Source organism: Elusimicrobiota bacterium, from assembly GCA_016182905.1.
Lineage (GTDB): Bacteria > Elusimicrobiota > Elusimicrobia > UBA1565 > UBA9628 > GWA2-66-18.
Window position 1 is genome coordinate 1 of sequence record JACPFR010000020.1, and the last position, 22,852, is coordinate 22,852.

24 protein-coding genes are annotated in these 22,852 nt (G+C 71.3%); 10 read left to right on the top strand and 14 right to left on the bottom strand.

The window, feature by feature from the left end; genetic code table 11:
• Window positions 1-189: 189 nt before the first annotated feature.
• From HYV14_07825 to HYV14_07850, 6 genes are read right to left on the bottom strand one after another with little or no spacing between them, the layout of a single operon-like run.
• On the bottom strand, window positions 190-873 hold the full coding sequence (locus HYV14_07825) for a hypothetical protein (protein ID MBI2385907.1): 684 nt from the start codon (window positions 871-873) through the stop codon (window positions 190-192).
• 4 nt (window positions 874-877) lie between these two features.
• Window positions 878-1,333 carry a tRNA (uridine(34)/cytosine(34)/5-carboxymethylaminomethyluridine(34)-2'-O)-methyltransferase TrmL gene (locus tag HYV14_07830; GenBank protein MBI2385908.1) on the bottom strand — a complete coding sequence of 152 codons (456 nt, stop codon included), beginning with the start codon at window positions 1,331-1,333 and terminating at the stop codon, window positions 878-880.
• Between the two features lie 4 nt (window positions 1,334-1,337).
• Window positions 1,338-2,087: an FAD-dependent thymidylate synthase gene (locus HYV14_07835; GenBank protein MBI2385909.1), complete on the bottom strand. Its 750-nt coding sequence runs from the start codon at window positions 2,085-2,087 to the stop codon at window positions 1,338-1,340.
• Complete coding sequence (locus HYV14_07840; GenBank protein ID MBI2385910.1) at window positions 2,084-3,049, bottom strand: hypothetical protein; 966 nt, start codon at window positions 3,047-3,049, stop codon at window positions 2,084-2,086. Before HYV14_07840 ends, HYV14_07835 begins: the two co-directional genes overlap by 4 nt.
• Window positions 3,046-3,441 (bottom strand): response regulator transcription factor, encoded by a 396-nt coding sequence (locus tag HYV14_07845; GenBank protein ID MBI2385911.1) that lies wholly within the window; start codon window positions 3,439-3,441, stop codon window positions 3,046-3,048. The genes HYV14_07840 and HYV14_07845 overlap by 4 nt, the downstream gene beginning before the upstream one ends.
• Window positions 3,442-4,788 (bottom strand): VCBS repeat-containing protein, encoded by a 1,347-nt coding sequence (locus tag HYV14_07850; GenBank protein MBI2385912.1) that lies wholly within the window; start codon window positions 4,786-4,788, stop codon window positions 3,442-3,444.
• 39 nt (window positions 4,789-4,827) lie between these two features.
• Here HYV14_07850 and HYV14_07855 point away from each other — a divergent pair, with 39 nt between their 5' ends.
• From HYV14_07855 to HYV14_07875, 5 genes are read left to right on the top strand one after another with little or no spacing between them, the layout of a single operon-like run.
• The gene (locus HYV14_07855; protein MBI2385913.1) at window positions 4,828-6,147 is read left to right on the top strand and encodes a hypothetical protein; all 1,320 of its coding nucleotides are present in this window, start codon (window positions 4,828-4,830) and stop codon (window positions 6,145-6,147) included.
• The gene (locus HYV14_07860; GenBank protein ID MBI2385914.1) at window positions 6,144-7,049 is read left to right on the top strand and encodes an amidinotransferase; all 906 of its coding nucleotides are present in this window, start codon (window positions 6,144-6,146) and stop codon (window positions 7,047-7,049) included. Before HYV14_07855 ends, HYV14_07860 begins: the two co-directional genes overlap by 4 nt.
• Window positions 7,049-7,948: a hypothetical protein gene (locus HYV14_07865; protein MBI2385915.1), complete on the top strand. Its 900-nt coding sequence runs from the start codon at window positions 7,049-7,051 to the stop codon at window positions 7,946-7,948. Before HYV14_07860 ends, HYV14_07865 begins: the two co-directional genes overlap by 1 nt.
• Window positions 7,945-8,904, top strand: coding sequence for an rRNA methyltransferase (locus HYV14_07870; GenBank protein ID MBI2385916.1), 960 nt, complete (start codon window positions 7,945-7,947; stop codon window positions 8,902-8,904). Before HYV14_07865 ends, HYV14_07870 begins: the two co-directional genes overlap by 4 nt.
• Before the next feature lie 31 nt (window positions 8,905-8,935).
• The gene (locus HYV14_07875) at window positions 8,936-9,316 is read left to right on the top strand and encodes a hypothetical protein (GenBank protein ID MBI2385917.1); all 381 of its coding nucleotides are present in this window, start codon (window positions 8,936-8,938) and stop codon (window positions 9,314-9,316) included.
• 1 nt (window position 9,317) lies between these two features.
• Here the strand turns inward: HYV14_07875 and HYV14_07880 are convergent, their stop codons facing one another.
• A complete protein-coding gene (locus tag HYV14_07880) occupies window positions 9,318-10,880 on the bottom strand; it encodes a PAS domain S-box protein (protein ID MBI2385918.1) in 1,563 nt (520 codons plus the stop codon).
• 35 nt (window positions 10,881-10,915) lie between these two features.
• Between HYV14_07880 and HYV14_07885 the strand changes: the two genes are divergently transcribed.
• Window positions 10,916-11,122: a hypothetical protein gene (locus tag HYV14_07885; protein MBI2385919.1), complete on the top strand. Its 207-nt coding sequence runs from the start codon at window positions 10,916-10,918 to the stop codon at window positions 11,120-11,122.
• Window positions 11,123-11,242: 120 nt separating this feature from the next.
• Here the strand turns inward: HYV14_07885 and HYV14_07890 are convergent, their stop codons facing one another.
• From HYV14_07890 to HYV14_07905, 4 genes are read right to left on the bottom strand one after another with little or no spacing between them, the layout of a single operon-like run.
• Window positions 11,243-12,076, bottom strand: coding sequence for a hypothetical protein (locus HYV14_07890; GenBank protein ID MBI2385920.1), 834 nt, complete (start codon window positions 12,074-12,076; stop codon window positions 11,243-11,245).
• 53 nt (window positions 12,077-12,129) lie between these two features.
• A complete protein-coding gene (locus HYV14_07895; protein MBI2385921.1) occupies window positions 12,130-14,658 on the bottom strand; it encodes a hypothetical protein in 2,529 nt (842 codons plus the stop codon).
• Complete coding sequence (locus HYV14_07900; protein MBI2385922.1) at window positions 14,655-15,332, bottom strand: ABC transporter ATP-binding protein; 678 nt, start codon at window positions 15,330-15,332, stop codon at window positions 14,655-14,657. The genes HYV14_07895 and HYV14_07900 overlap by 4 nt, the downstream gene beginning before the upstream one ends.
• Window positions 15,329-15,964 carry an arylesterase gene (locus tag HYV14_07905; GenBank protein MBI2385923.1) on the bottom strand — a complete coding sequence of 212 codons (636 nt, stop codon included), beginning with the start codon at window positions 15,962-15,964 and terminating at the stop codon, window positions 15,329-15,331. The genes HYV14_07900 and HYV14_07905 overlap by 4 nt, the downstream gene beginning before the upstream one ends.
• Window positions 15,965-15,998: 34 nt before the next feature.
• Here HYV14_07905 and HYV14_07910 point away from each other — a divergent pair, with 34 nt between their 5' ends.
• The 3 genes from HYV14_07910 to pta all read left to right on the top strand — a co-directional run bounded on the left by HYV14_07910 (window position 15,999) and on the right by pta (window position 19,002).
• Window positions 15,999-16,508, top strand: coding sequence for a DUF455 family protein (locus HYV14_07910; GenBank protein MBI2385924.1), 510 nt, complete (start codon window positions 15,999-16,001; stop codon window positions 16,506-16,508).
• Window positions 16,509-16,678: 170 nt separating this feature from the next.
• On the top strand, window positions 16,679-17,938 hold the full coding sequence (locus tag HYV14_07915; protein MBI2385925.1) for a ChaN family lipoprotein: 1,260 nt from the start codon (window positions 16,679-16,681) through the stop codon (window positions 17,936-17,938).
• 38 nt (window positions 17,939-17,976) lie between these two features.
• A complete protein-coding gene (gene pta, locus HYV14_07920) occupies window positions 17,977-19,002 on the top strand; it encodes a phosphate acetyltransferase (GenBank protein MBI2385926.1) in 1,026 nt (341 codons plus the stop codon).
• A gap of 9 nt (window positions 19,003-19,011) precedes the next feature.
• Here the strand turns inward: pta and sulP are convergent, their stop codons facing one another.
• From sulP to HYV14_07935, 3 genes are read right to left on the bottom strand one after another with little or no spacing between them, the layout of a single operon-like run.
• Window positions 19,012-20,685 carry a sulfate permease gene (sulP, locus tag HYV14_07925; protein ID MBI2385927.1) on the bottom strand — a complete coding sequence of 558 codons (1,674 nt, stop codon included), beginning with the start codon at window positions 20,683-20,685 and terminating at the stop codon, window positions 19,012-19,014.
• A gap of 24 nt (window positions 20,686-20,709) precedes the next feature.
• Window positions 20,710-21,261, bottom strand: coding sequence for a hypothetical protein (locus HYV14_07930; protein ID MBI2385928.1), 552 nt, complete (start codon window positions 21,259-21,261; stop codon window positions 20,710-20,712).
• 6 nt (window positions 21,262-21,267) lie between these two features.
• Complete coding sequence (locus HYV14_07935) at window positions 21,268-22,356, bottom strand: hypothetical protein (GenBank protein ID MBI2385929.1); 1,089 nt, start codon at window positions 22,354-22,356, stop codon at window positions 21,268-21,270.
• A gap of 117 nt (window positions 22,357-22,473) precedes the next feature.
• Between HYV14_07935 and HYV14_07940 the strand changes: the two genes are divergently transcribed.
• The gene (locus tag HYV14_07940; protein ID MBI2385930.1) at window positions 22,474-22,845 is read left to right on the top strand and encodes a hypothetical protein; all 372 of its coding nucleotides are present in this window, start codon (window positions 22,474-22,476) and stop codon (window positions 22,843-22,845) included.
• Window positions 22,846-22,852: the final 7 nt, after the last annotated feature.

The following is a 22,852-nucleotide window of genomic DNA, read 5'->3' on the forward strand; positions in this document are numbered from 1 at the left end:
CGAACGCGTGATTGTGTTGGTCGGTATAGCGCCGGAATGAATACTGGCTATAGGTGGCAGTGTAGTGCGAAAATCAGGATAAATCCAGCTTGTGGATGAATATTCGCCGGTGATATGCCGCGGGTGGGGGCGGCATAGCGCCAATATCATGGCGGGACCGGCGGACGCCGGAACTGTCGTTGACGATAGTTATCTGACCGGGCGCTCCGTCACTTTGAGGAATTCCGCGTTCGCGTCGTTCAGGTTCCCGGGGCTTTCTTCGTGGAAGGAGATCGGCTGGAAGATGAGCTTCCAGGGCTGGGCGGGTTTGGCGTGGACGACGATCCACACGAACTCGCCGTCGGCCTTCGCGAGCGCGTTGAGGGCCTGCCTGACCGTGACCTTCTTCAGCGACAGGTCGACCGGCTTGAGTGTCGGCTGCTTGCGCATCCGAACGCCCAATGAGGCTCCGGTCATGTACAGAAGCGTCAACGCGGCTTCATAGCCGTCGGTCTTACGGAAGTTCACCGCGGCGATCTTTTTCGAGAGCCAGTCCGGCGTCGGCGCCGTCGCCGGCCTGAGGTTGAGGACGCCGTTCTCGAGCGACCACGCGTCGTGCGGCCTGCCGGCCAGGTATTCGTCGAGGATCTCCCGAGCCGTGCGGCCTGACCTCGGCAGGGGGGAGTTCCTGGAAGCGAGCGATTCGACGCCGTCGATCACTTCGACGCCGCACCCTGTGTGCAGCGCCCGGCAAACGGCCACGAAGTCTCCTTGAGCGCTCGTCGCGAAGTCCGTGAGGGGCTTGTCCAGGTCGGCCTGTTCGAGCGTGAAAGCCGGTCCGGCGGAGCTCGCCAGGAGCAGAGCCGCGGCGATGCTCCGCGGGATGAATGACATGTCCCTAACGCCTCCGGAGAATCAGGCTGCCCAGCGTCATCGCCACGCACGCGGACAGGTTCAAGCTTCGCGCCCGCGGATCGATCGGGATCTTACGCTCGCGTCCGGGCCAGCGCGCGTGGACCTCGTCGGGCAGGCCGCCGGTCTCGGAGCCGAAGACGAGCGTGGCGCCCGCGGAGACCTCGGACGGGTCCCAGTCCTTCTCCGCCTTGGTGGACAAGAGCCACACCTCGCGCGCGGGCTCGACGCTCGCGAGCCACTCCTTCACGCTGTCGTGCTGCCTGAGGTCGAGGTTCGGCCAGTAGTCGAGGCCCGCGCGCTTGAGGTTCGCGTCGGTGATCTTGTAGCCGAGCGGGTGGACGAGGTGCAGGCGGCAGCCGAGCGCCATGCAGGAGCGCCCGATCTGGCCGGTGTTGCCGGCGATGTCGGGACGCACCAGCACGACTTCGTACCGCGGCACGGCTTTACTTGGCGGCGGTCTGAAGGGCCGGCAGGGCGGCCTTCTCGGCGGCGATGATGGGGTTCTCTCCCTTCCAGCCGTCGCGCAGGAACGCCTCGTACGTCCAGGGCATGAGGGTCTTGAACTGCGCGGCCAGCGCCTCGCCGTAGGCCTGGATCTCGAGCTGGGCGTGCGCGTCGGCGCGCAGGGCCACGAAGTTCATCAGGCTGCGGGCGTTGACCGTCCAGTAGAACTCGGTGTAGAGGTTGACGGGCAGGACCATGCGGGCCATCTCGCGGGCGACGCCGTGCTCGATCATTTTCTTGTAGGTCTGGAGGGAGGCGTCCACCTGCTTGGCGAACATGTCGTGGAGCGTCTTCTGGTCGAGCTCGACGGCGGTGTTGGACGCCTGCTTGTTCTTCTTGTCCTGGCCGCGCCACTTCGCGGGCATGTAGAAGTAGTCCTTCACCTCGGTGTACCGGAAGGAGACCTCGTTGTACGCGGCGAAGCGGTGGCGGAACCACTGGCGCGCGACGAAGATCGGGGCGGAGACGTGGAACTTGAACACCGCGTGCTCGAACGGCGTCATGTGCGAGTGCTTGAGGAGGTAGGCGATGAGTTTTTTATCCGCCTCGGCCCCTTTGGAGACGCCGCCGTAGGAGACGCGCGCCGCGTCGACGACGCCCTGGTCGCCGCCCATGAAGTCGACCAGGCGCACGAAGCCCTTGTCGAGCACCTTCACCGGCTCGGTGTTGAGAGTGGTTTTGTCGGTCATCGGAATCCTCCTGAGTTGTCTTTGTACTGGCGGACGTCGGGGAGAGCGGAAGCGGCCTTGGAGATGGAGACGATCCATTCGGTCAGGCGCGGGTCGCCGAGCAGGCCCTTGCCGTTCCAGCGGTAGCCGGAGGCGCCGAGCTGGCGCTGGAGGAGCCGGCCGACGCGGCGGCCGTCGATGGCGAGGGGCACGGCGACGGCGCCGCCTTCGGTGACGAGGCGGCGGAGCGTGGTCTTGTTCTCCTCGCGGTCCTTGTCCTGCTGGCCGGCTTTGGTGCCGTCGCGGACCCAGATGACGGCGGCCTCGCGGAAGCCGCCTTTGACCCGGACGGATTCGGCGATCGCCGTCGCGGCGGTCTTCCAGGTCTCGAGGCTCTTGTCCGAGCGCGGAGCGAGGCCGACGAGGATCACGGCCTCCTTCGCGGGGTCGCGGGCGAGGGCCTTCGCGCGGTCGGCCAAGATGTCGGCCAGGGCCGGGGACTTGTCGATCGTCGCGGTGAGGACGAGCTCGGCCTCGCTCTTGAGGCGGCGAGGGCCGCGTCCGGTGAAGACCACCAAGGCGCTCTTGTTCTTTCCCTGGACCGGGGCCATGCCGGGGCGGGCCTCGTCGGGGCGGTCCTGCGAGGGCTGCTCGCGGATGCCGAACAGGTAGCGCAGGTGGTCCATGCCCGAGGACTCGGAGACGAGGTCGAGCGGGATGGCGACGACCTTGGAGACGTGCTGGCCCTTGAGGCGGTCGAGGGCGCGCTGGACCGCGGTGCCGTCGTTGTAGGTCTCCACGCTGTCGAGGGGGACGCCCTGCAGCTCGGCGCGGATATGCGTGAGCTGCGCCTTGAATCCGCCTCCGGAGTCGGGCGTCAGGAGAAGGACGCCGTACGGCTTGCTCCCCATCGAGGCGTTGCCGAAGCCCGCCGCGGCCGCCGGGGCGGCGGAGAGGGCCAGCGCGAGGAGGACGGCCTTCACGGCTTGCCCTTTTTGAGGAGGGCGGCCTCGAGCCGTTCGCTCAGCTCCTGTATGCTGACGGGCTTGGGCACGAATTCATCGCCGCCGGACAGGGCGGCGCTGGTCTTGTCGTGCGTCGAGTCGCGGGCGGTGAGGAAGAGGACGGGGGTGCGCTTGGCGCCGGCCTTCTTCTCGACGGCGCGGATCTGCTGGCACGAGGCGAGGCCGTCCAGGCGCGGCATCATGAGGTCCATGAGGATCGCGTCGGGCGCGTCGGCCTTGAAGGCCTCCACGGCCTCGAGGCCGTCGCTCGCCGTGGTGACCTGGTAGCCGAGCCGGGTCAGCTGGATGGAGAGGATCTCTCGGATCGAGGGGTCGTCGTCGACGACCAGGATCTTGCGGCCGCTGTTCATCTAAGGGTCGAAGGTCCAGACCGCGGACTTGCCGGTCGTGCCCGCGACGGCGACGACGAGCTCCTTGCGTCCGGCCTCGGGCTCGACGAGCGCGAAGCCGGGGGACGAGCCGCCGAGCTCCGCCTTCCACGCGGTCTCGAAGGCCACGCCGGTCCAGGTCTTGGCGTGCAGCTCGCCGCCGTTGAACAGGCCGAAGGGGTTGGCCAGCCCGCCGAGCATGGCGAGGTTGCGGATGATGTAGAGCTTGTCGAAGCCCGAGTCATCATAGGTCGCGAGCATGGGGGGGTGGAACTCGAGCAGCTTCTCGTGCCAGCGCACGCGGATCGGGCTCTGGCCGAAGCCCTCGGCGGAGCGCCAGTGGCCCTTGGCGAACTGGGCGCGCAGGCTGTTGACGCTGGTCAGGTACAGGGCGGCGGGCTCGCCCGAGGCGTCGACCTGGGCGTAGGTGAAGCCGTACAGCCAGTCGGCGCGCTTCGGGTTGAGGGCCGGGCGGCCCTGGGAGTACTTGCCGTCCTGCCAGGCGAGGGGGTAGACCGCGCCGAAGGGGAAGGTCTTGTCGTCCTGGATCTGCTGGGCGGCGACGATCTTCTCGCCCTTGGCGTTCTGGTGCGAGCGGACGAGATACGGGAGGTCCGCGGCCTTGGTCCACTTGCCCGCGTCCAAGGCGAAGACCGAGGTCTCGAGCCGGCGGAACTGCTCGTTGAAGACCGACACGAAGAGCTCCGCCTTGCCGTTCTTGTCGAGGTCGGCCGCCTCCAGCGACAGGATGCGCGCGCCGGTCCCGGGGATGTCGCCGTGCGCGAGCGCCTTGTCGACGGCGGCGGGGTAGTCGTAGAGGCGGAAGGCCTTCTCGTCGGACAGGACGACCTGAGGCTTGCCGGAGCCGTCGAAATCGGCGACGGCCATGGCCGTGACGACGAAGGGCAGGGACGCCCCGCGGGTGCGGGGAGCGCGCAGCTCGGCCTCGCCGGGACGGCGAGCGGCGGCGGGCGCCGGGGGAGCGGCGGGAGCGGCGACGATGGGGCTCAGGCGCGCGCGCTGGCCGGCGAGCGCGACGGCGGCGCCGTCGTTGAGACGGCCGATGGACAATTTCTCCGCGACCTCGTCGATCTTGCCCTCGGCGACCTTGTTCTCGGCCTTGCCCAGCTGCTCGCCGGTGACGGGATGCTTGATGTCCTCGCCTTCGGTGTAGACCTGGAAGCCCCGGCCCGGAGCGGCGCCGTCGGCGGCCGTCAGGTCGAGCCAGATCTTCGGTCCTTCGGCCTTCACGACGTAGCCCTTGGCCGGGGCGGCGGCGAGAACGGCGGGGGAAAACGCGAATATCGAGGCGAGCGCGATGGCGATCATTTCCAGAGGCTATCATATTTTTTTTGTAGAATCCCCGTCGTGACCGAGTCATACGGCGAGGGAATGCCGCCTCCAAACGCCGTCAGAAAGCGGCCGGCTCCCGTCTATCCGTCCGCGCGGACCGGCACCGCCCAGGACCTGATGCGGGTCGTGACGAAGGCCTACGAGCTGCGCCTCGAAGAGGACAAGACGGTCCTTCCCTCCAAGCCCGAGCTCTCGCGCCTCCTCCTGGAGCCCGTGACGCGCGCGGCGGGCATGGTCCTCGCGGGGCTGATGGAGCTCGCCCCGGCCGACTGGACGGTTTCCCTGCATAACAGGCTGTTCCTGCTGCTGTCCGCCGGCCGAGACTACCCTTTCCACCCCGGCGCGCCCGCCGTCGCCGCCGCCCGCGCCCTGGCGGCGCGCCTGGAGAAGGAATCGGGGCTGGCCCCCGCTCTGCTCGCGGCGATCTCGCACCCGCCCGTGATGGGCGACCTGGCCCACCTCAACTTCGAGCTCGTGCGCCATGCGACTATGGCCCTGCGCGAGGTCCGCGGCCGCCCCTGCCGCCCGCGCCTCGTCGTCGCGATCGACCCGTTCGCGCTGGACACGATCAGCGTCCTCGAGGAAGGCCTGTACGCGGGCTTCATGGGCAGCTATCACGTCGGCATCGACCGCCTGGCGCTGGGCCGCGGGCACCCCGGGCCGCTGATGTCCCCCTGGACCCGCTGGGACCGCATGCCTTTCCGCCTGTTCCGGTCCTTGGCCGAGGGCGGAGAGGTCGGGATGGTGCTCTCGGGCGGCGTGCCCGCGACGGGGCGGGTCCTGTACGGCGTCCGCGAATGGGCGCGCCGCGCGCGCGCCGCCGGGCCGCTGCGCGCCGATCCCGTTCAGGCGCTCGCGCGCCTGCGCGCCGACGCCGCCTTCGCCCGCTTCGAGAAAACCGCCGTCGAGCACATCCCGCTGCCGCGCGGGCCGTGGCGGCTCCTCGAGGCGTGGCTGATGACCGCCGCCGCGGGCCTGCTTCCCGGGGAGACCGCCGAGTCCGTCGCCCGCGTGGAGCTCGAATGCCTCCGCGTCCCCCAGGCCGCGCGCGAGTCCCTCCTGGCCGAGCTTTCCTCCGACATGACGCGCGAGACGCCGTCGCGGCGCCGCCTGTTCCGGCTGCTCGCCGGCCGCGTCGCGCGCCGCCGTCCTCTCCTGCTGATCCCGGTCGTTCACCGCACCGGCCCGCTCGGCGTTTCGGAGACCGAGGCGTGGGGCGCGACGTGGATCGGGAAGGAGCGGGTGCGCGTCGTCCGCGCCGGCTCTCCCGATCGCGCCGAGGAAATGACGGCCGAAGAGCTGGCCGAACGGTTCACCCAGGAGCATTTCGCATGAGCGCCAACCTTTACCGAAGCATCGGGGACCTCAAGGGGTTCTCGCTGAAGAACTGCCCCCCGATGGCCGAGCCGTCGGGCGTGCTGATGTGCCCGCCGGACCACTTCCAGGTCCTCGCCGTGAAGAACCCGTACATGGCGCGTCACGTCGGAGACGTGAACATCGACAAGGCCAAGAAGCAGTGGGAGGACCTCAAGGCCGCCTTCGAGCGCGCGGGCTGCCCCGTGTCCGTCATCCCGGCCACCCCCGGCCTCGAGGACATGGTCTTCGCCGCGAACTCGTCGCTGGCGGGGACCCGCCCGGACGGCGAGAAGGTGGCGCTCATCTCCTCGATGAGGCATTCGTCCCGCCGCAAGGAGACGGAGGCTTTCGCGGCCTGGTACGAGGCGCACGGCTACCGCGTCGCGCGCACCAAGCCCGGCGGCCACGAGACCTTCGAGGGCTCCGGCGACGCGGTGTGGCATCCCGGCAAGCGGCTGATCTGGGGCGGCCACGGCTTCCGCACCGACCCCGGGATGTTCGAGCAGGTGGCCGACGCCTTCAAGACCCCCGTCATCCAGCTCAAGCTCGTCAACGAGCGCTTCTACCACCTCGACACCTGCTTCTGCCCGCTGACGCCGGAGACCGTGCTCATCTATCCCGCGGCCTTCGACGCGGCGAGCCTCGAGCTGATCCTCAAGATCTTCCCCATCGTCGTGACCTCCTCCGAGGCCGACGCCGTCTCCCGCCTGGCCTGCAACGCGGCGGTGTGGCGCTCGAAGACCGCGATCATCCAGAAGGGCGCCAACGCGGCCGCGGGCCACATGCGCGCGATGGGCCTGGAGGTCGTCGAGGTGGACACCTCGGAGTTCGTGAAGTCCGGCGGCAGCGTGTACTGCATGAAGCAGTACCTGTTCGGCTGATGCGCCTCCTCCTCGCGGCGGCGGCGCTCCTGCTGGCGCTTCCCGGCGCGGCGCGGTCTCCGGACGTCGCGCCGTCCGACAAGACGGCCAAGGAGCTCGCGCGGCTCGAGTCGCTGGCGTCGGCGAGCCCGGCCGCGCGGCGGCTGTTCGCGGCGACCCGCGGCGTGCCGCGGCGCGAGGTGCGCGGCTCGGGCCTGCCCGACCCGATCGGCCTGCGCGGCGGCGCGCGGCCGGAGATCGTGCTCGACGCGCTCCGCCTTCCGGAGACGGGCGAGACGGACGCCGAGCTCCTGCTCGTGCTGAACTCCGCGCGCGCCCTGCTCGCCTTCCCGATCCCCGTCGTCGAGGCGGAGCAGGCCGCCTGGCAGAGGACCTTGCTGTTCGCCGTCGAGCGCGGCGCGGAGGATCCCGTCGGGTTCGGCGCGCGCCTGGCGAAGGCCGCGCGCGAGGGAGGAGCGCGCAGCGAGGCGCTCGAGCGCTCGGCGGTCCCTCCCCGCACCCCGTGGGAGCCCTCGGAGACGGCCGTGCTGAGGCTCCCCGACGACGCGCTCTCCCGGGCGGGCCTGCTGCTGCACCTCCTCGAGACCGACCCGCAGCGGTTCTATTGGGCGATCGAGGCCGGAACCGCGTGGCCGCGCGGGGCCGCCCGCCTCGCCGAGCTCGAGGACCTGTACGCCCTGCGCGCGAAGGACATCGCCGCGCTGCAGGCCCCGCCGGAGGGGCCGTACGCGGTCCTGGGCGGACGCCGGTATCCCGCGCCCCTGGTGCGGACCGCGTTCCTGCTCAGAGGCACCGGCGAGGTCGAGCGCCTGCGCGAGTCGCTCGAGGCCTACGACACCGTGGGCCTGGCGAGCGCGCGCGTCGCGATCAACCGCTGGCGCCGGGCCGTGGGCCGATGACGCTCCACCTGTGCCAGGCCGGCTACGAGGCCTTCCTCATCAAGGAGCTCGGCGGCGCCGTGGAGAGGTCCGGCCCCGGCTGGGTGCTCGGCCCGGACGGCGCCGGAGAGCTGTGCTTCGCGCATCTCTCGCTCAAGGCCCCCGTGACGGTCGAGGGAAAGTCCCTCAACGCCTTGGCCGGCGCCATGGCCGATTTCTTCACGACGTCCACGAAGGACGAGCGCTTCGAGGGGCCGTGGCCTTTCTGCGTCGAGTCCGCGGGCGATCCCGGGCTCTCTCGCCGCGCCAAGACCGCCGCCGAGGAGGCCTTCGCCCGCGTCAAGGGCCGCATGTCGCGAGTGGCCAAGCTCGCGGTCCAGGGGCGCCCTGCCGCCGGCCCCGCGCGCGGCTTTTTCGCCTACCTGCCGACCTTCGACCAGGCCTTCGTTTCCCGGGACGCCGTCGCCGGGGGCCAGAAGCGCATGGCCGACGATCCCCAGGCGCCGTCGCGCTCGTACCTGAAGGTCGAGGAGGCCTACGGCCTGCTCGGCCGCGAGCCGCAGGCGGGCGAGACCGTCGTCGACCTGGGCGCGGCCCCCGGCGGCTGGAGCTACAGCGCGGCCAAGCGCGGCGCCCTCGTCGTCGCCGTGGACAACGGCCCGCTCAAGGGCGGCGGGCTCCACGCGGGCATCACGCACAAGGCGGAGGACGCCTTTAAATACGCGCCGCCCGGGGCCGTCGACTGGCTGTTCTGCGATATGGTCGAGGACCCGGACCGGATCGCGGACCTGCTCGGCCGGTGGCTCGACGAGGGCTGGTGCCGGCGCTTCGTCGTCAACCTGAAGTTCGGCCGCCACGACCCGCTGCGCGTCCTGAGCCGCGCGGAGGAGCTTCGCCCCGGGTGCTCGCTGCTGCGGGTCCGCCACCTGTTCCACGACCGCGAGGAGCTGACCCTCGTGGGAGAGCGGGCCGCTTGAAAGAGGGGGGGCGGGAGGCTATACTAAGAACATGACATCACGACGACTGCTCCTTCTCGGCGCCTTGACCTTCACGTTCGCCTCCACCGCGGGCCTCGTCCGCGCCGAGGACGACCCCATCCAGAACGAGGAAGCCAAGCCCGCTCCCAAGGCCAAGAAGAAGCCGGCGAAGAAGAAGGGCTACGACTACGACCGGTCCAAGTACAAGTCCCGCTCGCCCGAGGAGGGCGCGTCGACCTACCGCTTCAACGAGAACGGCGATCCCGTGGACCCGCAGGCCAAGAAGAAGGCTCCCGCGAAGAAGAAGAAGCGCTCGGAGCCGCCCGAGATCGGGTCGGGGCAGGTCTCCGAGTCCTGCGGGCCGGAGGAGACGTCCTGCTCGGAGAAGAAGACCGAGGCCGACGCGCTCTGACCTAGGCGGCCGGGCCCGTCTTCGGCAGGCGGGCGATGAAGCGGGCCCCCCGGCCCGGCTCGCTCTCGATGCGGATGGTCCCGGAGTGCGACTCGACGATGCCCTTGCAGATGGCGAGGCCGAGGCCCGTGCCCGGGGTCTTGCGCGTGACGGCGTCTCCCGCCCGGTAGAACTTCTCGAACAGGCGTTTCTGGTCCTCTTTGGAGACTCCCGGCCCCTGGTCCTCGACGCTCAGCTCCACGTCGGACCCGGCCGTCTCCGCCTTCAGCGTCACGGTCCCCTCGACGGGCGTGTACTTCAGCGCGTTGCCGGCGAGGTTGACGAACAGGCGGTACAGCTGCTCCTCGTCGCCGCGCAGGGACTCCGCGCCCGGGCCGACCTCGAGCTTGAAGACCGGCCGGGACGGATGCTCCTTGAAGAGGCGGGCGATCCGGTCGAAGAGCGGCGCCGTCTTCACGTCCGTGAGCTCCATCTCGATGCCGCCGCCCTCGAGGCGGGCGATGTCCAGGAAATCCCCGACCATGTGGGCCAGGCGCGTGGCCTCGTCGAGGATGATCTGCAGGTAATGCCGCCGCTTCTCCGGCTCCAGCTCGTCGCCGAAGTCGCGCAGGGTCTCGGCGAAGCCGCGGATGGCGGTCAGCGGCGTGCGCAGCTCGTGGCTGACCAAAGCGGTGAACTCCGCCTTCATGCGCTCGACCTGCTTGCGCTTGGTGATGTCGCGGTAGGCGCGGACGATCGCGAACGGCGCGTCGGCGTCGTCCCTCAGGAGCGTGAACGAGCCTTCGACCGCGACGGAGGTCCCGTCCTTGCGCAGGCACTCGGTCTCGACCGAGTTCTTGCGGCCCTCGGCGAGGACCTCCCCGATGACGCGGCGGATCTCGTCGGCGCGGTCCGGCGGCACGAGGAAGGCGCCGTGGCGGCCGAGGACCTCGTCGAGGCGCCACTGGAAGAGCCCGGCGGCCCCGGAGTTCCAGGTCAGGATCCTCTGCTCGAGATCGGTCACGAAGATCGCCTCGGAGGACTGGTCCACGATCGCGGCGGAGATCTTCCGGTTCTGGAGCGTCTGCTGGATCATGCGCGCGTTGCGCAGATGCCGCGCGATCTCGACGAGGCCGCCCTCGCGCTCGGCGTCGAGCGCCTCGGCCCGCACGCGCCCGAAGACGACGCCGCCGGTCAGGAGGGCCTCGTCGGCGGTCAGGCGCAGCAGCGGCGCGGCCTCCCAGGCGCGGCCGCCCGCGGCGCTCGTCACGATGCGCTTCTCGACGAAGGCGAGCGCGAGCAGCTCCTCCTCCGCGCGGCGCGCGGCGTCGTCGGAGAGGCGCTTGTCGCCGTGGCGGTACGCGAGGACGGGGAGGCCGCGCTCGTCGGCGAAGTGCACGGCGACCGACTGCGCGCCCATCAGCGCCATCGCGGCGTGGCAGGCCTCGGTCAGGCCCTCGGCGAACGGCTTGTCGCCGAACAGCGCGATGGACATGCGATTGAGCAGGACCAGGCGCTGGTAGCGCACGGCCATCAATTCGCTCGAGGAGGGGGCCGGCGCCGCGGCGGCGGAAGGATCGCCCATCAGGCGGCTATTCTATATTATGATTGGCGGCGCGTATGAAGCTTGAACGCCTGCGCTGGATCCTTCTGCCCGTGGCCGCGGTGGCCGCGCTGGCGGCTCTGTTCAAGGGCGTCACGCCCGGCCGGCTGGCGCTGTGCTCGGTCTGCGCCCTGGCCTGGTACGGCCTCTCCCGGCGCAAGGCCCGCTCCCTCGACCGCGACGCCTTCGAAGGCGGGCCCCTCGGCCGTCACGCCGACGATTAAAGCCGGGTTTTCACCACAAAGACACAAAGACACGAAGAACGGCAACGGAGAGGAGGTTTACGTCGACGTTGACCCTCCTTCCGTTTTTCTTCGTGTCTTCGTGTCTTTGTGGTTGATCCGTTACTGAAAGAAGAGCAGTTCGGCGCCGAACTTGTACTCGGGGTGGTCGACCGCGACGAGCTTGTGCCCGACGATGCGCTTGCCCGCGGCGACGAGCATGGCCGTGCGCTTCTCGAGCCGCAGGGCGAGGTCCTCGGCCGTCTTCGCGATCAGGCCGACGTAGCCGAGCTCGGGCCCGATGTAGACCAGCAGCCACGGCTGGGGCTTCTGCACGACGGTCACGCCGGAGGCCTCGATCAGGCCCGCGTCGATGTCGTCGCCGGGCTTGAGGACGCGGATCTGCGTCTCGCGTTCGCGCAGCGCCTCGGGCTTGACGAGGTAGAGGATCGAGTAGGTGGGCAGGGCGTACTCGAGGTTCAGCACGCGCGCCGAGACGGGAGTCAGGCCCGCGGCGGCTAGGGCTTTCTCGGCGAGGGCCATGTTCGCGCGCAGGCCGGCCTCGTCCTTCGGCGGGAACTGGCGGGGCTCGGCCATGAAATCGCGGATCACGCGCCCGTCGGACGAGCGGTAAGGGATCGTGAAGAACCCGTCCTTGTAGGCCGGGACGCCGGGTCGGATGCCGGCGGACTCGAGGACCTCGGCCCAATAAGAGGAAGCCTCGGCGAACTGCTCCGGGGTCTCGGCGTAGCCGAACAGGACGTCCTTGCCGGCCTGGATGTGCATGTGGCTCTTAGTGACGACGTCGGCCGGGCGCGGGGCCGGCGCGGCGATCGCGGAGCCTTCGGCGCGCAGCGCCGCGACGCCGGTGAAGCGGAACGCGGGCAAGGCGCCGTTCTCGGCGGAGGCGGCGAGCGGCGAGAGGAGCAAAGCGAAGGCGGGGAGAAGGTTCTTCATGCGCCGATTCTAGCACAGTCCGGGCTGTTCGGCCCATGACGGACCCGGGACTTTCAGGTATCCCGGCGCAGGGCGTCCATCACCGCCGCCCGGCGCCCCGAGGCGCCGGCGATGAGCCCCACGGCGACGGGCAGCAGCGCGGCGGCGGCGAAGAGCGAAGCGGCCTCGCGCGGGTCGGCGGCGAAAGGCACCGACAGGCGCCGGGCGACCGCCCAGCCGAGACCGACGGCGGTCGCGGAGGCCGCGAGGCCGGCGAGGACGCCGAGCGCGCCCAGCTCGGCCGCGTCGGCGGCCAAGGTCTCCCGCGCGGTCCAGCCCAGCGCGCGCTCGAGCGCGGCGTCGGCGGCGCGCTCCTCGCGGCCGAGCGCCACGAGCCCTCCGACGACGAGGGCCCCGGTCAGCACGCAGAAGCCCGCGAGCGCCCCGATCGCGGCGAGCAGCAGGTCCAGGGTCTCGCGCACCCGCTCGAGGAGCGAGCCCGCGTCGATGACGGAGACGTTGGCGAGGCTCCTCGCCAGGTCGACGCGCAAGGCCGCGGCGTCGGCCGGGCTTTTCGAGCGCAGCGAGCCGATGTAGGTCCGGGGCGCCTCGGCCAGCAGGGGAGGCGTCAGCGTCACGAAGAAATTCGGGCGCATCGCGGCCCACTCCACCTCGCGGACGGAGGTCACCGTCGCCGTCACCTCGCGCCCCTGCACGTCGAAGGTCAGCCGCGAGCCCAGCTTGAGGCCCGCCCGCTCGAGGAAGCCTTTCTCGACGCTGGCCTGAGCCGAGGCCTCCCCGGGCGGCCAGAACTCGCCGGCGACGACCTTCTCCGAAGGATTGAGGGCGTCGGCGTAGGTGAGGTTGTACTCGCGCGCGCGCAGGCGGCCGCGCTCGCGCTCAGCGTCGCCGGCCTTCGCCGGGTCGCCGCGCCGGACGGGCCGCCCGTCGACGAGGATGAGGCGGGCCCGGACGAGGGGGGAAAAATCGGGGACGCCGCGCGCGCGCCGCGCCGCGGCCGCCCGCGCCGCCTCGAGCTGGGCGGGCTGGACGTCCACGAGGAAGAGGTCCGCGGCCGCCTCGGTCGTGGACGGGGCCAAGGCGCGGCTCAAGCCCTCGCGGGCGGTGCCGACCGCGGCGAGCATCGCGAAGCCTCCGGCCAGGGTGAAGAGCATCACGCGCGAGGGCCCGGGCCGGCGCGCGAGGCGGCGCAGGCCGTGGCGCAGGGGCAGCGGGGCGCCGAGGGCGGAGCTTCTCTCCGCGAGCCGGGCCGCGGCGCGCAGGGCCAGGCGCGAGAGGAGCTCGACGGCGAGCGCGCCGGCGGCGAGGGCGGCGGTGAGCTTGAGCGCGTCCTCGTTCGAGCCCGAGCGGCGCCAGGCGGCGAGCAGCACCGCCGCCGCGGCCGCGGCCCAGCCGGCGGCGACGAGGCCGCGGGAGGCCCCGGGCGGCGCGCGCAGGGCGTCGAGGGGGGAGCGCGCGGCGAGCGCGCGCACGCGGGCGGCGGACAGCCCCCAGGCGAGGGCGGCGGAGAGCAGCAGCGCCTCGAGGAAGGCGGCCGGGTCCGGCGGCACGGACAGGTCCACGCCGAAGCGCGGCGACCAGACCGCCGCGAGGGCGGCCGTGCCCCAGCCGAGGAGGGACCCGCCCAGCCCGCCGAGGAGGCCCGCGCCGACGCAGAGCGCCGCGTAGAGGCGCTCGACCTCCGCCGCCGAGGCGCCGAGGCAGCGCAGCAGCCCCATCGTCTCGGCCTGCGAGTCGAGGAACAGGAGCAGGCCCGCGCGCAGGCCGGCCGCTCCCAGCAGCAGGGCCGCGAGCGAGAGGACGGTGAAGAAGAGCGCCGAACGGCGCAGGCCGTCGCGCATCGCCGGCTCGCCCTCGGTGTAGGACTCGATCGAGAGATGCGGCTCGGGCAGGGCCTTCTCGAGCGCCGACTTGACGGCCTTCGAGCCGGCGACGGGCTCCTCCCCGTCGGCGAGCGCCAGCGTCCAGCGGAAGCGCGTGCGCGCGCCGAGGCCGAGCAGGCGCGTCTTTTCCAGGTCCTCCGCTGCGATCATGAGGCGCGGAGCGAAGGAGAACGCGGCGAAGCCCCGGTCGGGCTCGCGGTCGATGACGCCGGCGATCGTCAAGGTCAGCGCGCCGAGCCTCACGCGCTCGCCGCGCTCGAGCTCCCGCTGGAGGGTCAAGGTCCTCTCCACGAGGCACTTGCCGCCGCCCGCGAGCAGGGCCGTCCCTCCGGGCGGATCGGTGCGCAGCTCGCCGCGCAGGGGATAGGCGGCCTCGACGGATTTCACCGACACGAGGAACGGGGCCTCGCCGCTCCCGGGGGTGAGCATCGAGGAGAAGGCGACCGAGCGCGCCGCGCGCCGCCCCGCCGTCAGCGCGGCGACGAACGCCGCCTTCTCTCTCGCGCCGAAGTCCCGGCCCGAGCCGACCTCGACGTCGCCGGCGAGCAGCTCCCGCGCCCGCACGGCCACGGCGCGGTCCACCGCGGTGAGCAGATGGGCGACCGCGACGAGGAAGCCCGTGCCGAGCGACAGGCACGCCGCGAAGAAGACGAAGCGCGTCCACTGCCGCGCCGCGAGCCTGAGGCCCAGGCGGATCAAGGGACGATCCGGCCCCGCTCCAGGCGCACCGAGCGCCCGAGGGCGGCCGCCACCGTCGGATCGTGCGTGACGACCGCGAGCGCGGTCTTCGAGCGCGCGTTGAGGTCGAGCAGGGCCGCCAGGACCTTCTCCGCGGTGGCGCGGTCGAGGCTGCCCGTCGGCTCGTCGGCCAGGATCAAGGCGGGGCCGTGCGCGTAGGCCCGCGCGAGGGCTACGCGCTGCTGCTCGCCGCCGGACAGCGCGGAGGGGCGGTGCCGGAGCCGGGCGTCGAGCCCGAGCGCCTGAAGCAGGGACGCCGCCCGCGCCTCGGCCTCGGCGGGCGCGGCGCCGAGGAGCTCGAGCGGCATCGACGCGTTCTCGAGGGCGGTCAAGGTGGGCACGAGGCGGAAGCTCTGGAACACGAAGCCGAGGCGGCTGCGCCGCCAGCCGGCGAGGCGGTCCTCGTCCCAGGACGAGGCGTCCTCGCCGTCGCGGCGGACGGCGCCGAAGGTCGGCCGCTCGAGCCCCGCCATGATCCCGAGCAAGGTGGACTTGCCCGAGCCGCTGGGGCCGGTCACGGCGAGCGTCTCGCCGGGGCGGATCGCGAGCTCCACGCCGTCGAGCACGCGCAGCGATTCGTCTCCCGAGACGAAGTCCTTCGCGATGCCCGACAGCTCCAGGATCGGCGCGCTCATCGGGGAAGCCCCTTCGAGTCGAGGAAGGCGAGCACCGAGGCGGCGACGACCTTGTGGCCCTCGGGGTTCGGGTGGATGCCGTCGGGCTGATTGTAGCGGGGCTCGGCGGCGACGCCCTCGAGGAGGAACGGCATGAAGAGCACGCCGTGCCTCTTCGCCAGAGCCGGGAACAGCGCCGCGAAGCCGTCGGCGTAGGCGCGGCCGTAGTTCGGGGGGATCTTCATGCCGGACAGGACGACCGTCCGGCCGTCGCGTCCGAGCTCGCCCATCAGCGCGTTCAAGTTGCGGTTCGTCTCGGCGAGCGGCGTGCCGCGCAGGCCGTCGTTGCCGCCGATGCAGACGAAGACGAGCTTGACGTCCGGCGTCAGCGCCCAGCGCGCCGCCTCGAGCGCGCCCGCGGTCGTCGAGCCCGACACGGCCGCGTTGCGCGAGCGCCAGCTCAGGCCGCGGCGGGACCAGGCCTCGCCGACGAGCGCGGGCCACGCCTCCTCCGGCTCGACGCCGTAGCCCGCGGTGAGGGAGTCGCCGATGAACAATGCGACGGGGCCGCTTCCCGCGGCGGGAGCGGCGGCGTCGGGCTCCTTCGCGCACGCGGCGAGCAGAAGAAGGGACAGGGCGAGGAGTCGCGTCATGTCCTGATTTTAGCCTTTTGCGCTATCATGCATCATGGACTGGACGCCTTTCGTCGTCTGCGCCCCCGAGGAATACGCGCCCGGCGCGCGCGGCATGGGCGGGCCCGAAGGCCTCGGCGACCGCCTGCGCACCGCGGCCTTCGCCGAGCGCCAGGCCTTCGCGGCGTTCCTGTGGGCCGCGGACACCTTCGCGGACGCCTCCGACGAGCTGCGCGCGGCGTGGCGGCGCATCGGCGCGGAGGAGAAGGTCCATCTCGACCTCCTGCTCGCGCGCATGGCCGAGCTGGGCGTGAGCGTTTCGGAGCGCCCGGTGTCCGACCGCCTCTGGCGGCGCCTGACCACGGCCAAGACCGCCGCCGAGTTCGCGGTCATGATGCGCGAGGCCGAGGCCCGCGGCCAGGCCGCCGAGGAAAGCTTCCGCCGCTCGCTCGCCCAGCGCGATCCGGTCACCGCCGCCATCTTCGGCCGCATCGCCGACGACGAGGCCGAGCATCTCGCCGTGGCCGACCGTCTCGCGCAGGACCCCTCGTTTTTGAAAAAATAGCGGTTATTTTAAAAGCCTTATTCGCTTTCGGCGCCGAAAGTGAATTCCCGTTTAAAAATATAAATTATTTTTTGAAAAACGAGGGATTCAGGCCGTGTCGACGGAGGTCCCGCGCCGCGCTGGGTCTTACGACCCGTGCGCCCGGATCGTTCCCTCAATATACTGAAGGCGTGAGGCGTTCCATCGTCCTACTCTCCGCGCTCCTCCTTGGGTGCTCCACGGCCGCCTCGGCCGGCGTGGTCACCCGCCTCTCGCCGTCCCTGAATCCCTCGGCCGCGCCCGCGCCGGCGCTGTCCCTGTCGATGGGCGGGCCGGTCACGGCGAGTTTCACGCCGGTTCTGACGGGCGCGATCGCGGCGACCTCGCTCTCCGCTCCCGCGGCGTCGCCGTCGGCCCCCGCGCCCGCGATCCTGCCGGCGCCGCCGGCTCGCGTTTCCGCTCTCCAGCCGGTCGCGGCCGCCGCTCAGGCGCTCAGCGCCTCGCCGCGGTCCGCGCCCGCCTCCTTCCACGGGCCTCGCGGTCCGCCGACCGCGCGCGACGCCGGCTTCTCGTCCTTCGTCGCGAACGCCGTCGCCGAGAAGGTCCGGAGCTGGGCCGTCCCCGTCGAGGACATCCTCTCCGGCCACGACGCCCTGCTCGTCGGCGAGAACCACGGCAGCCTGACCTCGGTGGACGTCCTGACGCGCGAGATGCCGCGCCTGGCCGCGGCGGGCGTGACCGCGATAGGCATCGAGGGTCTCAAGCGCCCGCAGCAGGGCGCCGTCGACGATTACGTCTCCCGCCGCCGCGACGACGTGCCCGACGAGGTCCTTTCCTTCTCGCCCAAGCGCCGCGCCGCCTTCCGGGCCCTGCTCGACGCCGCGCGCGGCCACGGGGTGCGGGTCGTGGCCCTCGGCCTGCCGCTCGACGGCTGGGCCAAGGCCGCCGCCGAGCTCGCCGCGGCGAAGACCGGCCGTCCCGCCGGGGAGTTCCCGGCGGACGTCGAGTCCCAGTTCTCCCGGGCCGGCGGCGGCTACGAGCCCGGCTTCAACGAGGCCGTCGCCGAGGTCTTTCTCACGCGCCGCAACCAGGCGATGGCCGTCTTCCTCAAGGACGCGCTGAAGGCGGGCGGAAAGGCCGTCGTGCTCGTCGGGCAGGCGCACGTCGAGGGGCTCGACATGGTCCCGGGCCGCCTGCTGAACGCTCCCGGCGATTGGGGTACGCTGGCGCGCGAGCTCGGCTCGCTCGCGCTGCGCGCGTACTCGCTGACGATGACCGGCGGCTCGTTCACCGACGTTCACGCCTCCCGGATCGACCGCAGCGCGCGCCCCGCGTCGTACCGCGCCGCGGCCGACGCCGCCCCGCGCGGCGCGCACGCCTACCGGGTGCTCGGCCCCGGCCGCGCGCTGTGGCACGCGGGAGGCACGATCGATAGCACCCGCGTCCGCTAGCCTTTACGAAGGCTCCCCCGATACGCTATCCTCGGCGCATGACCACTGACACCTTGAACCGGGACATCATCGGGGACATCCGCCGCAAGGCCGCGGCGCTCAAGAAGAAGATCGTGCTGCCCGAGGGCGACGAGAAGCGCACGCTCAAGGCGGCCGCGATCCTGAAGAAGGACGGCCTGTGCGCGCCGATCCTCGTCGGGAATCTCGAGAAGGCGCGCAAGGTCGCCGCGGAGAACGGCGTGGACCTCGCCGGCATCGAGTTCATCGAGCCCCTCAAGGACGCCAAGTTCGCCGAGTACGCGGCTCAGTACTTCGACTTGAGGAAGCACAAAGGCATCACCGAGGACGAGGCGAAGACGGCGGTGGCCGAGCCCCTCGTCTACGGCGTCATGATGCTTCATAACGACAGAGTGGACGGATTTTTGTCCGGAGCCGATCACGCGACGGCCGATACCGTAAGACCGGCATTGCATATCATCAAGCCCGCCGCGGGCGTGCGCACGATCTCGAGCTTCTTCGTCATGATCTTCCCGAGCCCGAAGCAGGGCGACGACGGCGTGCTCATCATGGGCGACTGCGCGATCAACATCGATCCCGTGCCCGTGAAGCTCGCGGCCATCGGCATCTCGTCCGCGCGCATGGCGAAGGTGCTCACCGGCATCGACCCGCGCATCGCCTTCCTGTCCTTCTCGACGAACGGCTCCACCGAGCACCCGCTCGCGTCGGCGGTCAAGGACGCCGTGCGCATCGCCAAGGAGAAGGCCCCGGACCTCGCCATCGACGGGGAGATGCAGGCCGACGCCGCGCTCGTGCCCGAGATCGGGCAGAAGAAATTCCCCGGCTCGAAGGTCGCCGGCCGCGCGAACGTCCTCGTGTTCCCGGACCTGCAGAGCGGCAACATCGGCTACAAGCTCGTGCAGCGCCTGACGGGCGCCGAGGCGCTGGGGCCGATCCTCCAGGGGTTCGCCAAGCCGGTCAACGACCTGTCGCGCGGCGCGAGCGTCGACGACATCGTCAACATGGCCTGCGTGACCGCGCTGCAGTCCGACCCATCGCTGCGGTAGGACGCGCGCCTAAGGCTTGAGGAGGGCGGAGCTCTTCTCGAGCGTCTTGAGCGCGGCGGCCAGGTCGTCGTTCTCGGTCCAGGCGTCGAACTCGGACAGGGCCCCGGTGGACTGCAGCACGCGCAGCGGCTGCTTGCGCAGGCCGCACAGCAGCAGCGAGGTCTTGAGGCGCCGGCAGCGGGCCTGGAAATCGCGCAGCGCGTGAAGGCCGGTGGCGTCCATCACGGGGACGGCGCCCAGGCGCAGGATGAAGACCTTGGGCGGGTCCGAGATCTGGGAGAGGGTCTCGCCGAGCTTGTCCGCGGCCCCGAAGAACAGCGGTCCGCTGACGTCGTAGACCTCGACGCCCTTGGGCACGGCGACCCGCCCTTTCTCCGGCCCCTCTCCGGCCGACTCGTCGTCTCCCAGCTCGCGGACCGCCGCGCCGACGGTCGTCATCTCGGCCATGCGGCGCATGAACAGGAAGGCGGACAGGATCATGCCGACCTCCACGGCGACGGTGAGGTCGACGAGGACCGTCAGGCCGAAGGTGGACAGCAGCACCGCGACGTCCGAGCGCGGGGACTTGAGCAGGAAGGCGAAGGTCCGCCACTCGCTCATGTGATAGGCGACGATGACGAGCACGGCGGCCAGCGCGCACAGCGGGATGCGCGCGACGAGCGGCCCCGCGAACAGCAGCACGCAGACCAGGACCACGGCGTGAGCGATGCCCGCGACGGGGGTGCGCCCGCCGCTCTTGACGTTGGTCGCGGTGCGCGCGATGGCGCCGGTGACGGGGATGCCCCCGAAGAGCGGGGAGAGGATGTTGGCCGCCCCCTGCGCGACGAGCTCCACGCTGGAGCGGTGGCGCCCGCCGATCATGCCGTCGGCCACCACGGCCGAGAGGAGGGACTCGATGGCGGCCAGCAGGGCGACGACGGTCGCCGGGCGCACCAAGGTCATGGCCGTCTTGAAGTCGATCACGGGCAGGCGGGGCATGGGCAGGCCCCGGGGCAGGTCCCCGAAGCGCGAGCCGATCGTCTCCACGGGCAGGCCGAAGACCGCGGCCGCTCCCGTGGCGAAGACCAGGGCCGCGAACGGGGAGGGTATCCTCTTGGTCAGGTGCGGCAGATAGACGAGGACCGCGAGGGTCGCCGCGGAGAGGCCGAAGGTGTGCCAGTCGGCGGTGGGCAGGGCGTGGAAGTAGGCGCCCCATTTGTCGACGAACTCGGGCGGGACGGCGCCCATGCGCAGGCCGAGGAGATCCTTGACCTGGGAGGAGAAGATGATGACCGCGATGCCGCTGGTGAAGCCGGTGGTGACGGGATAGGGGATCCACTTGATGAGGTTCCCCATCCGGAACAGGCCCATGACGATGAGGATCACGCCGGCCATGATCGTGGTGACGGTGAGGGCCTCGCGTCCGTACTGATGGACGATGCCGTAGATGATGACGACGAAGGCCCCGGTCGGTCCGCCGATCTGGACCCGGCTGCCGCCGAGCAGGGAGATGACGAAGCCGCCGATGACCGCGGCGTAGAGGCCCTCGGCCGGGGTCACGCCCGAGGCGATGCCGAAGGCCAAGGCGAGGGGGATGGCGACGACGCCGACGATGAGCCCCGCGACGAGGTCGTGGTAGAGCTGCGTCCGGTCGTAGCCCCGGAGCGTGGTCAACAGCTTCGGCGTCAGATAATGCGGAAGCACGGCCCGATTGTACTATTCCCCGGTCTACAGGAACAGTTTGCCGAGGAAGTGCCCGATCACGCCGCCCACGACCGCGCCGATGAGGCCGCCGATGGGGCCGCCGAAGGCGGTGCCGATGATGGCGCCGGCGGTCACGCCGAAGGCCCCTCCGTAGTCCTTCTTATGGAACAGCCAGGCGGCGGCCAGGCCGAGGCCCGCGCCCGCGGCCGCCCCGAGAAGACCGGCCGAGAACCAGCCCTGCAGGCCGCCCAGGAGGGCGGCCCCGCCCATGACGAGGCCGGAGGTGAGCTTGCTCCCGCCGTTCGCGTCCTTGCCGGCGGGCGGCGGCTCCTTCTTGGCGGGCCGCTCGATCGGCGCCGCCTTGGCCAGGCGCGGGGACCCATTCGCGTCCCGCCCGGCCACCACGGTCTCCGAGGCGGGGTTCCCGTCGAAGGAGCGTCCCGCGGCCTCGCGGGCGGCCGCGTCGCCGCCGCTCAAGGGCACGACGGCCGCGTCCTGCGCCTGGACGCGCGCGTCGCCCGCCCGCGACAGGGCGGGGAGCAGGAGCGCGGCCAGGGCCAAGGCGAGGGGGGCCATGCCTTCTTAGGGTAACAGGCCCGGCCTTTTCTCGCCAGGGCGGATCTTCATTTGCGCGAATTGGCCGGCCCAGAAATCGCGCTCCTCGGCCGTGAGCAGGCGCTCGGGAGACGCGGCGTAGGCCGCGGTCTCGCCGCCGTAGGCGAACCATTCGGAGGGGCTGTCTCCCGCGTGCCGGTCGTCCGCGCGCCGGCCCGGGACCTTGTGCTTGAGAGCGAGCTCGGCCTCGCGCTTGCGTCCCTGCTCGATGAGCTTCGAGGCCGTCGAGTTCTCCTTCACCCAGCGCTCGTATTCGGCCCGGGCGGCCTCGAAGCGGGCGGGCTCCTTCTCCCGGATCGCGGCGATCTCCTTGTCCACCTCGTCGCGGGGGCGGCCCTTCGACGCGACCCCGAGCAGACGGGCCATCATCCCCGCGCCGGCCTCGGCTTCCTCCTGGAACGCGCGGGTGATCTCCTCGGCCCGCTCCACCGTCATCTTGGTCGCCCGGTCGTAGTCGGAGAGGGCGCGCTCCCGGTTCGATTGCCCCGGAGGCGCGGGCAGGGCCGCGTACTGCTCCCGGGTCATCGTCCCGATGCGGATCCGCAGCAGCGCGTCGCGGATCTTCTCGCGGTGCTCCTTGGCCGGGCGGTGACCCTCGTTCGCCTCGGCGATGAACTTCTCCTGGCGGCCGCCGCTCACGCGGGACTGATAATCGTCCTCGAGCCCGGGGTGGGCGAGCGACCAGGCGTGCAGGAGTTCGTGAAAAAGGACCGCCTCCGGCTCGGCCGCCGAGCCGCCGCGATAGAAAGCGGCGTCGGCCCAGGGGGCGAAGAGCTCGACGGGGTCGATGACGAGGGCTTTGTTCTGCTGGTCGAAGGACTGGTTCGCCTTCTCTTTGACGATCTGGAAGCGCGCTCCCACGATCACGCCGGGCGCGAACAGCGAAGGGTACCGGGTGGACAGGCTGCGCAGCAGGCGCACGGCCTTGTCCTGCTCGGCGTCGTGCCCGCTCATGCGCTGTACGCGCAAAGTGAACCGGCCCGGGGGTTCCTCTCCGGCCGCGGCGCGCGCCGGGACCGCGCATAGAAGGAGGGACATCAGCAGGAGGGGCGTCATGCTCCTCGAAGGATAGCAGGCGGGTCCCGGGCGCGCCAGATAAAAACGCGGGGACCGAGGCAACTTTTTCGGGGGGTCGATCGTATGATGGAGAGGCCCGCGGGCCGGGAGGGTGGGATGAGGATGATCATGGCGGCGTTGTCGGCGCTGTTTCTGGCGGGGGCGGCGAGGGCGGGCGCTTCCGAGAAGGCGAAGATCCTCGAACTGCGCGCGAGCGTGCGCGAGGGCGAGGCGAAGCTGAAGCGGCTCTCGGTCGAGCAGCACAAGGAGCTGGTCTTGATCCGCGAGCGCGAGAAGTCGGACCTGACCATGACGAGGGCCTCCGCGGCCCGCGGGGAGACCTTGCACGCGGCTCTCCTCGACGTCAGCGAACGGTCGCGCCGGCAGCGCCTGGAACTGCGCGAGCGGCGGCGAGGAGAGCGCGGACGCTTGAAGGCGGCGATCAAGGCCGCGCGCGCGGAGGTGACCGCGCTCCGCCGGAAGAAGTAAGATGCGG

Bases quoted from the DNA above. Each gene is read 5' to 3' on its own strand.
- HYV14_07870 (MBI2385916.1), top strand. From the start codon at position 7,945: ATGACGCTCCACCTGTGCCAGGCCGGCTACGAGGCCTTCCTCATCAAG.
- HYV14_07825 (MBI2385907.1), bottom strand. From the start codon at position 873: ATGTCATTCATCCCGCGGAGCATCGCCGCGGCTCTGCTCCTGGCGAGC.
- HYV14_07845 (MBI2385911.1), bottom strand. From the start codon at position 3,441: ATGAACAGCGGCCGCAAGATCCTGGTCGTCGACGACGACCCCTCGATC.
- HYV14_07935 (MBI2385929.1), bottom strand. From the start codon at position 22,356: ATGACGCCCCTCCTGCTGATGTCCCTCCTTCTATGCGCGGTCCCGGCG.
- HYV14_07905 (MBI2385923.1), bottom strand. From the start codon at position 15,964: ATGACGCGACTCCTCGCCCTGTCCCTTCTTCTGCTCGCCGCGTGCGCG.
- HYV14_07890 (MBI2385920.1), bottom strand. From the start codon at position 12,076: ATGAAGAACCTTCTCCCCGCCTTCGCTTTGCTCCTCTCGCCGCTCGCC.
- HYV14_07860 (MBI2385914.1), top strand. From the start codon at position 6,144: ATGAGCGCCAACCTTTACCGAAGCATCGGGGACCTCAAGGGGTTCTCG.
- pta (MBI2385926.1), top strand. From the start codon at position 17,977: ATGACCACTGACACCTTGAACCGGGACATCATCGGGGACATCCGCCGC.
- HYV14_07885 (MBI2385919.1), top strand. From the start codon at position 10,916: ATGAAGCTTGAACGCCTGCGCTGGATCCTTCTGCCCGTGGCCGCGGTG.
- HYV14_07940 (MBI2385930.1), top strand. From the start codon at position 22,474: ATGAGGATGATCATGGCGGCGTTGTCGGCGCTGTTTCTGGCGGGGGCG.
- HYV14_07910 (MBI2385924.1), top strand. From the start codon at position 15,999: ATGGACTGGACGCCTTTCGTCGTCTGCGCCCCCGAGGAATACGCGCCC.
- HYV14_07865 (MBI2385915.1), top strand. From the start codon at position 7,049: ATGCGCCTCCTCCTCGCGGCGGCGGCGCTCCTGCTGGCGCTTCCCGGC.
- HYV14_07930 (MBI2385928.1), bottom strand. From the start codon at position 21,261: ATGGCCCCCCTCGCCTTGGCCCTGGCCGCGCTCCTGCTCCCCGCCCTG.
- HYV14_07880 (MBI2385918.1), bottom strand. From the start codon at position 10,880: ATGGGCGATCCTTCCGCCGCCGCGGCGCCGGCCCCCTCCTCGAGCGAA.
- HYV14_07835 (MBI2385909.1), bottom strand. From the start codon at position 2,087: ATGACCGACAAAACCACTCTCAACACCGAGCCGGTGAAGGTGCTCGAC.
- HYV14_07900 (MBI2385922.1), bottom strand. From the start codon at position 15,332: ATGAGCGCGCCGATCCTGGAGCTGTCGGGCATCGCGAAGGACTTCGTC.
- HYV14_07850 (MBI2385912.1), bottom strand. From the start codon at position 4,788: ATGATCGCCATCGCGCTCGCCTCGATATTCGCGTTTTCCCCCGCCGTT.
- HYV14_07875 (MBI2385917.1), top strand. From the start codon at position 8,936: ATGACATCACGACGACTGCTCCTTCTCGGCGCCTTGACCTTCACGTTC.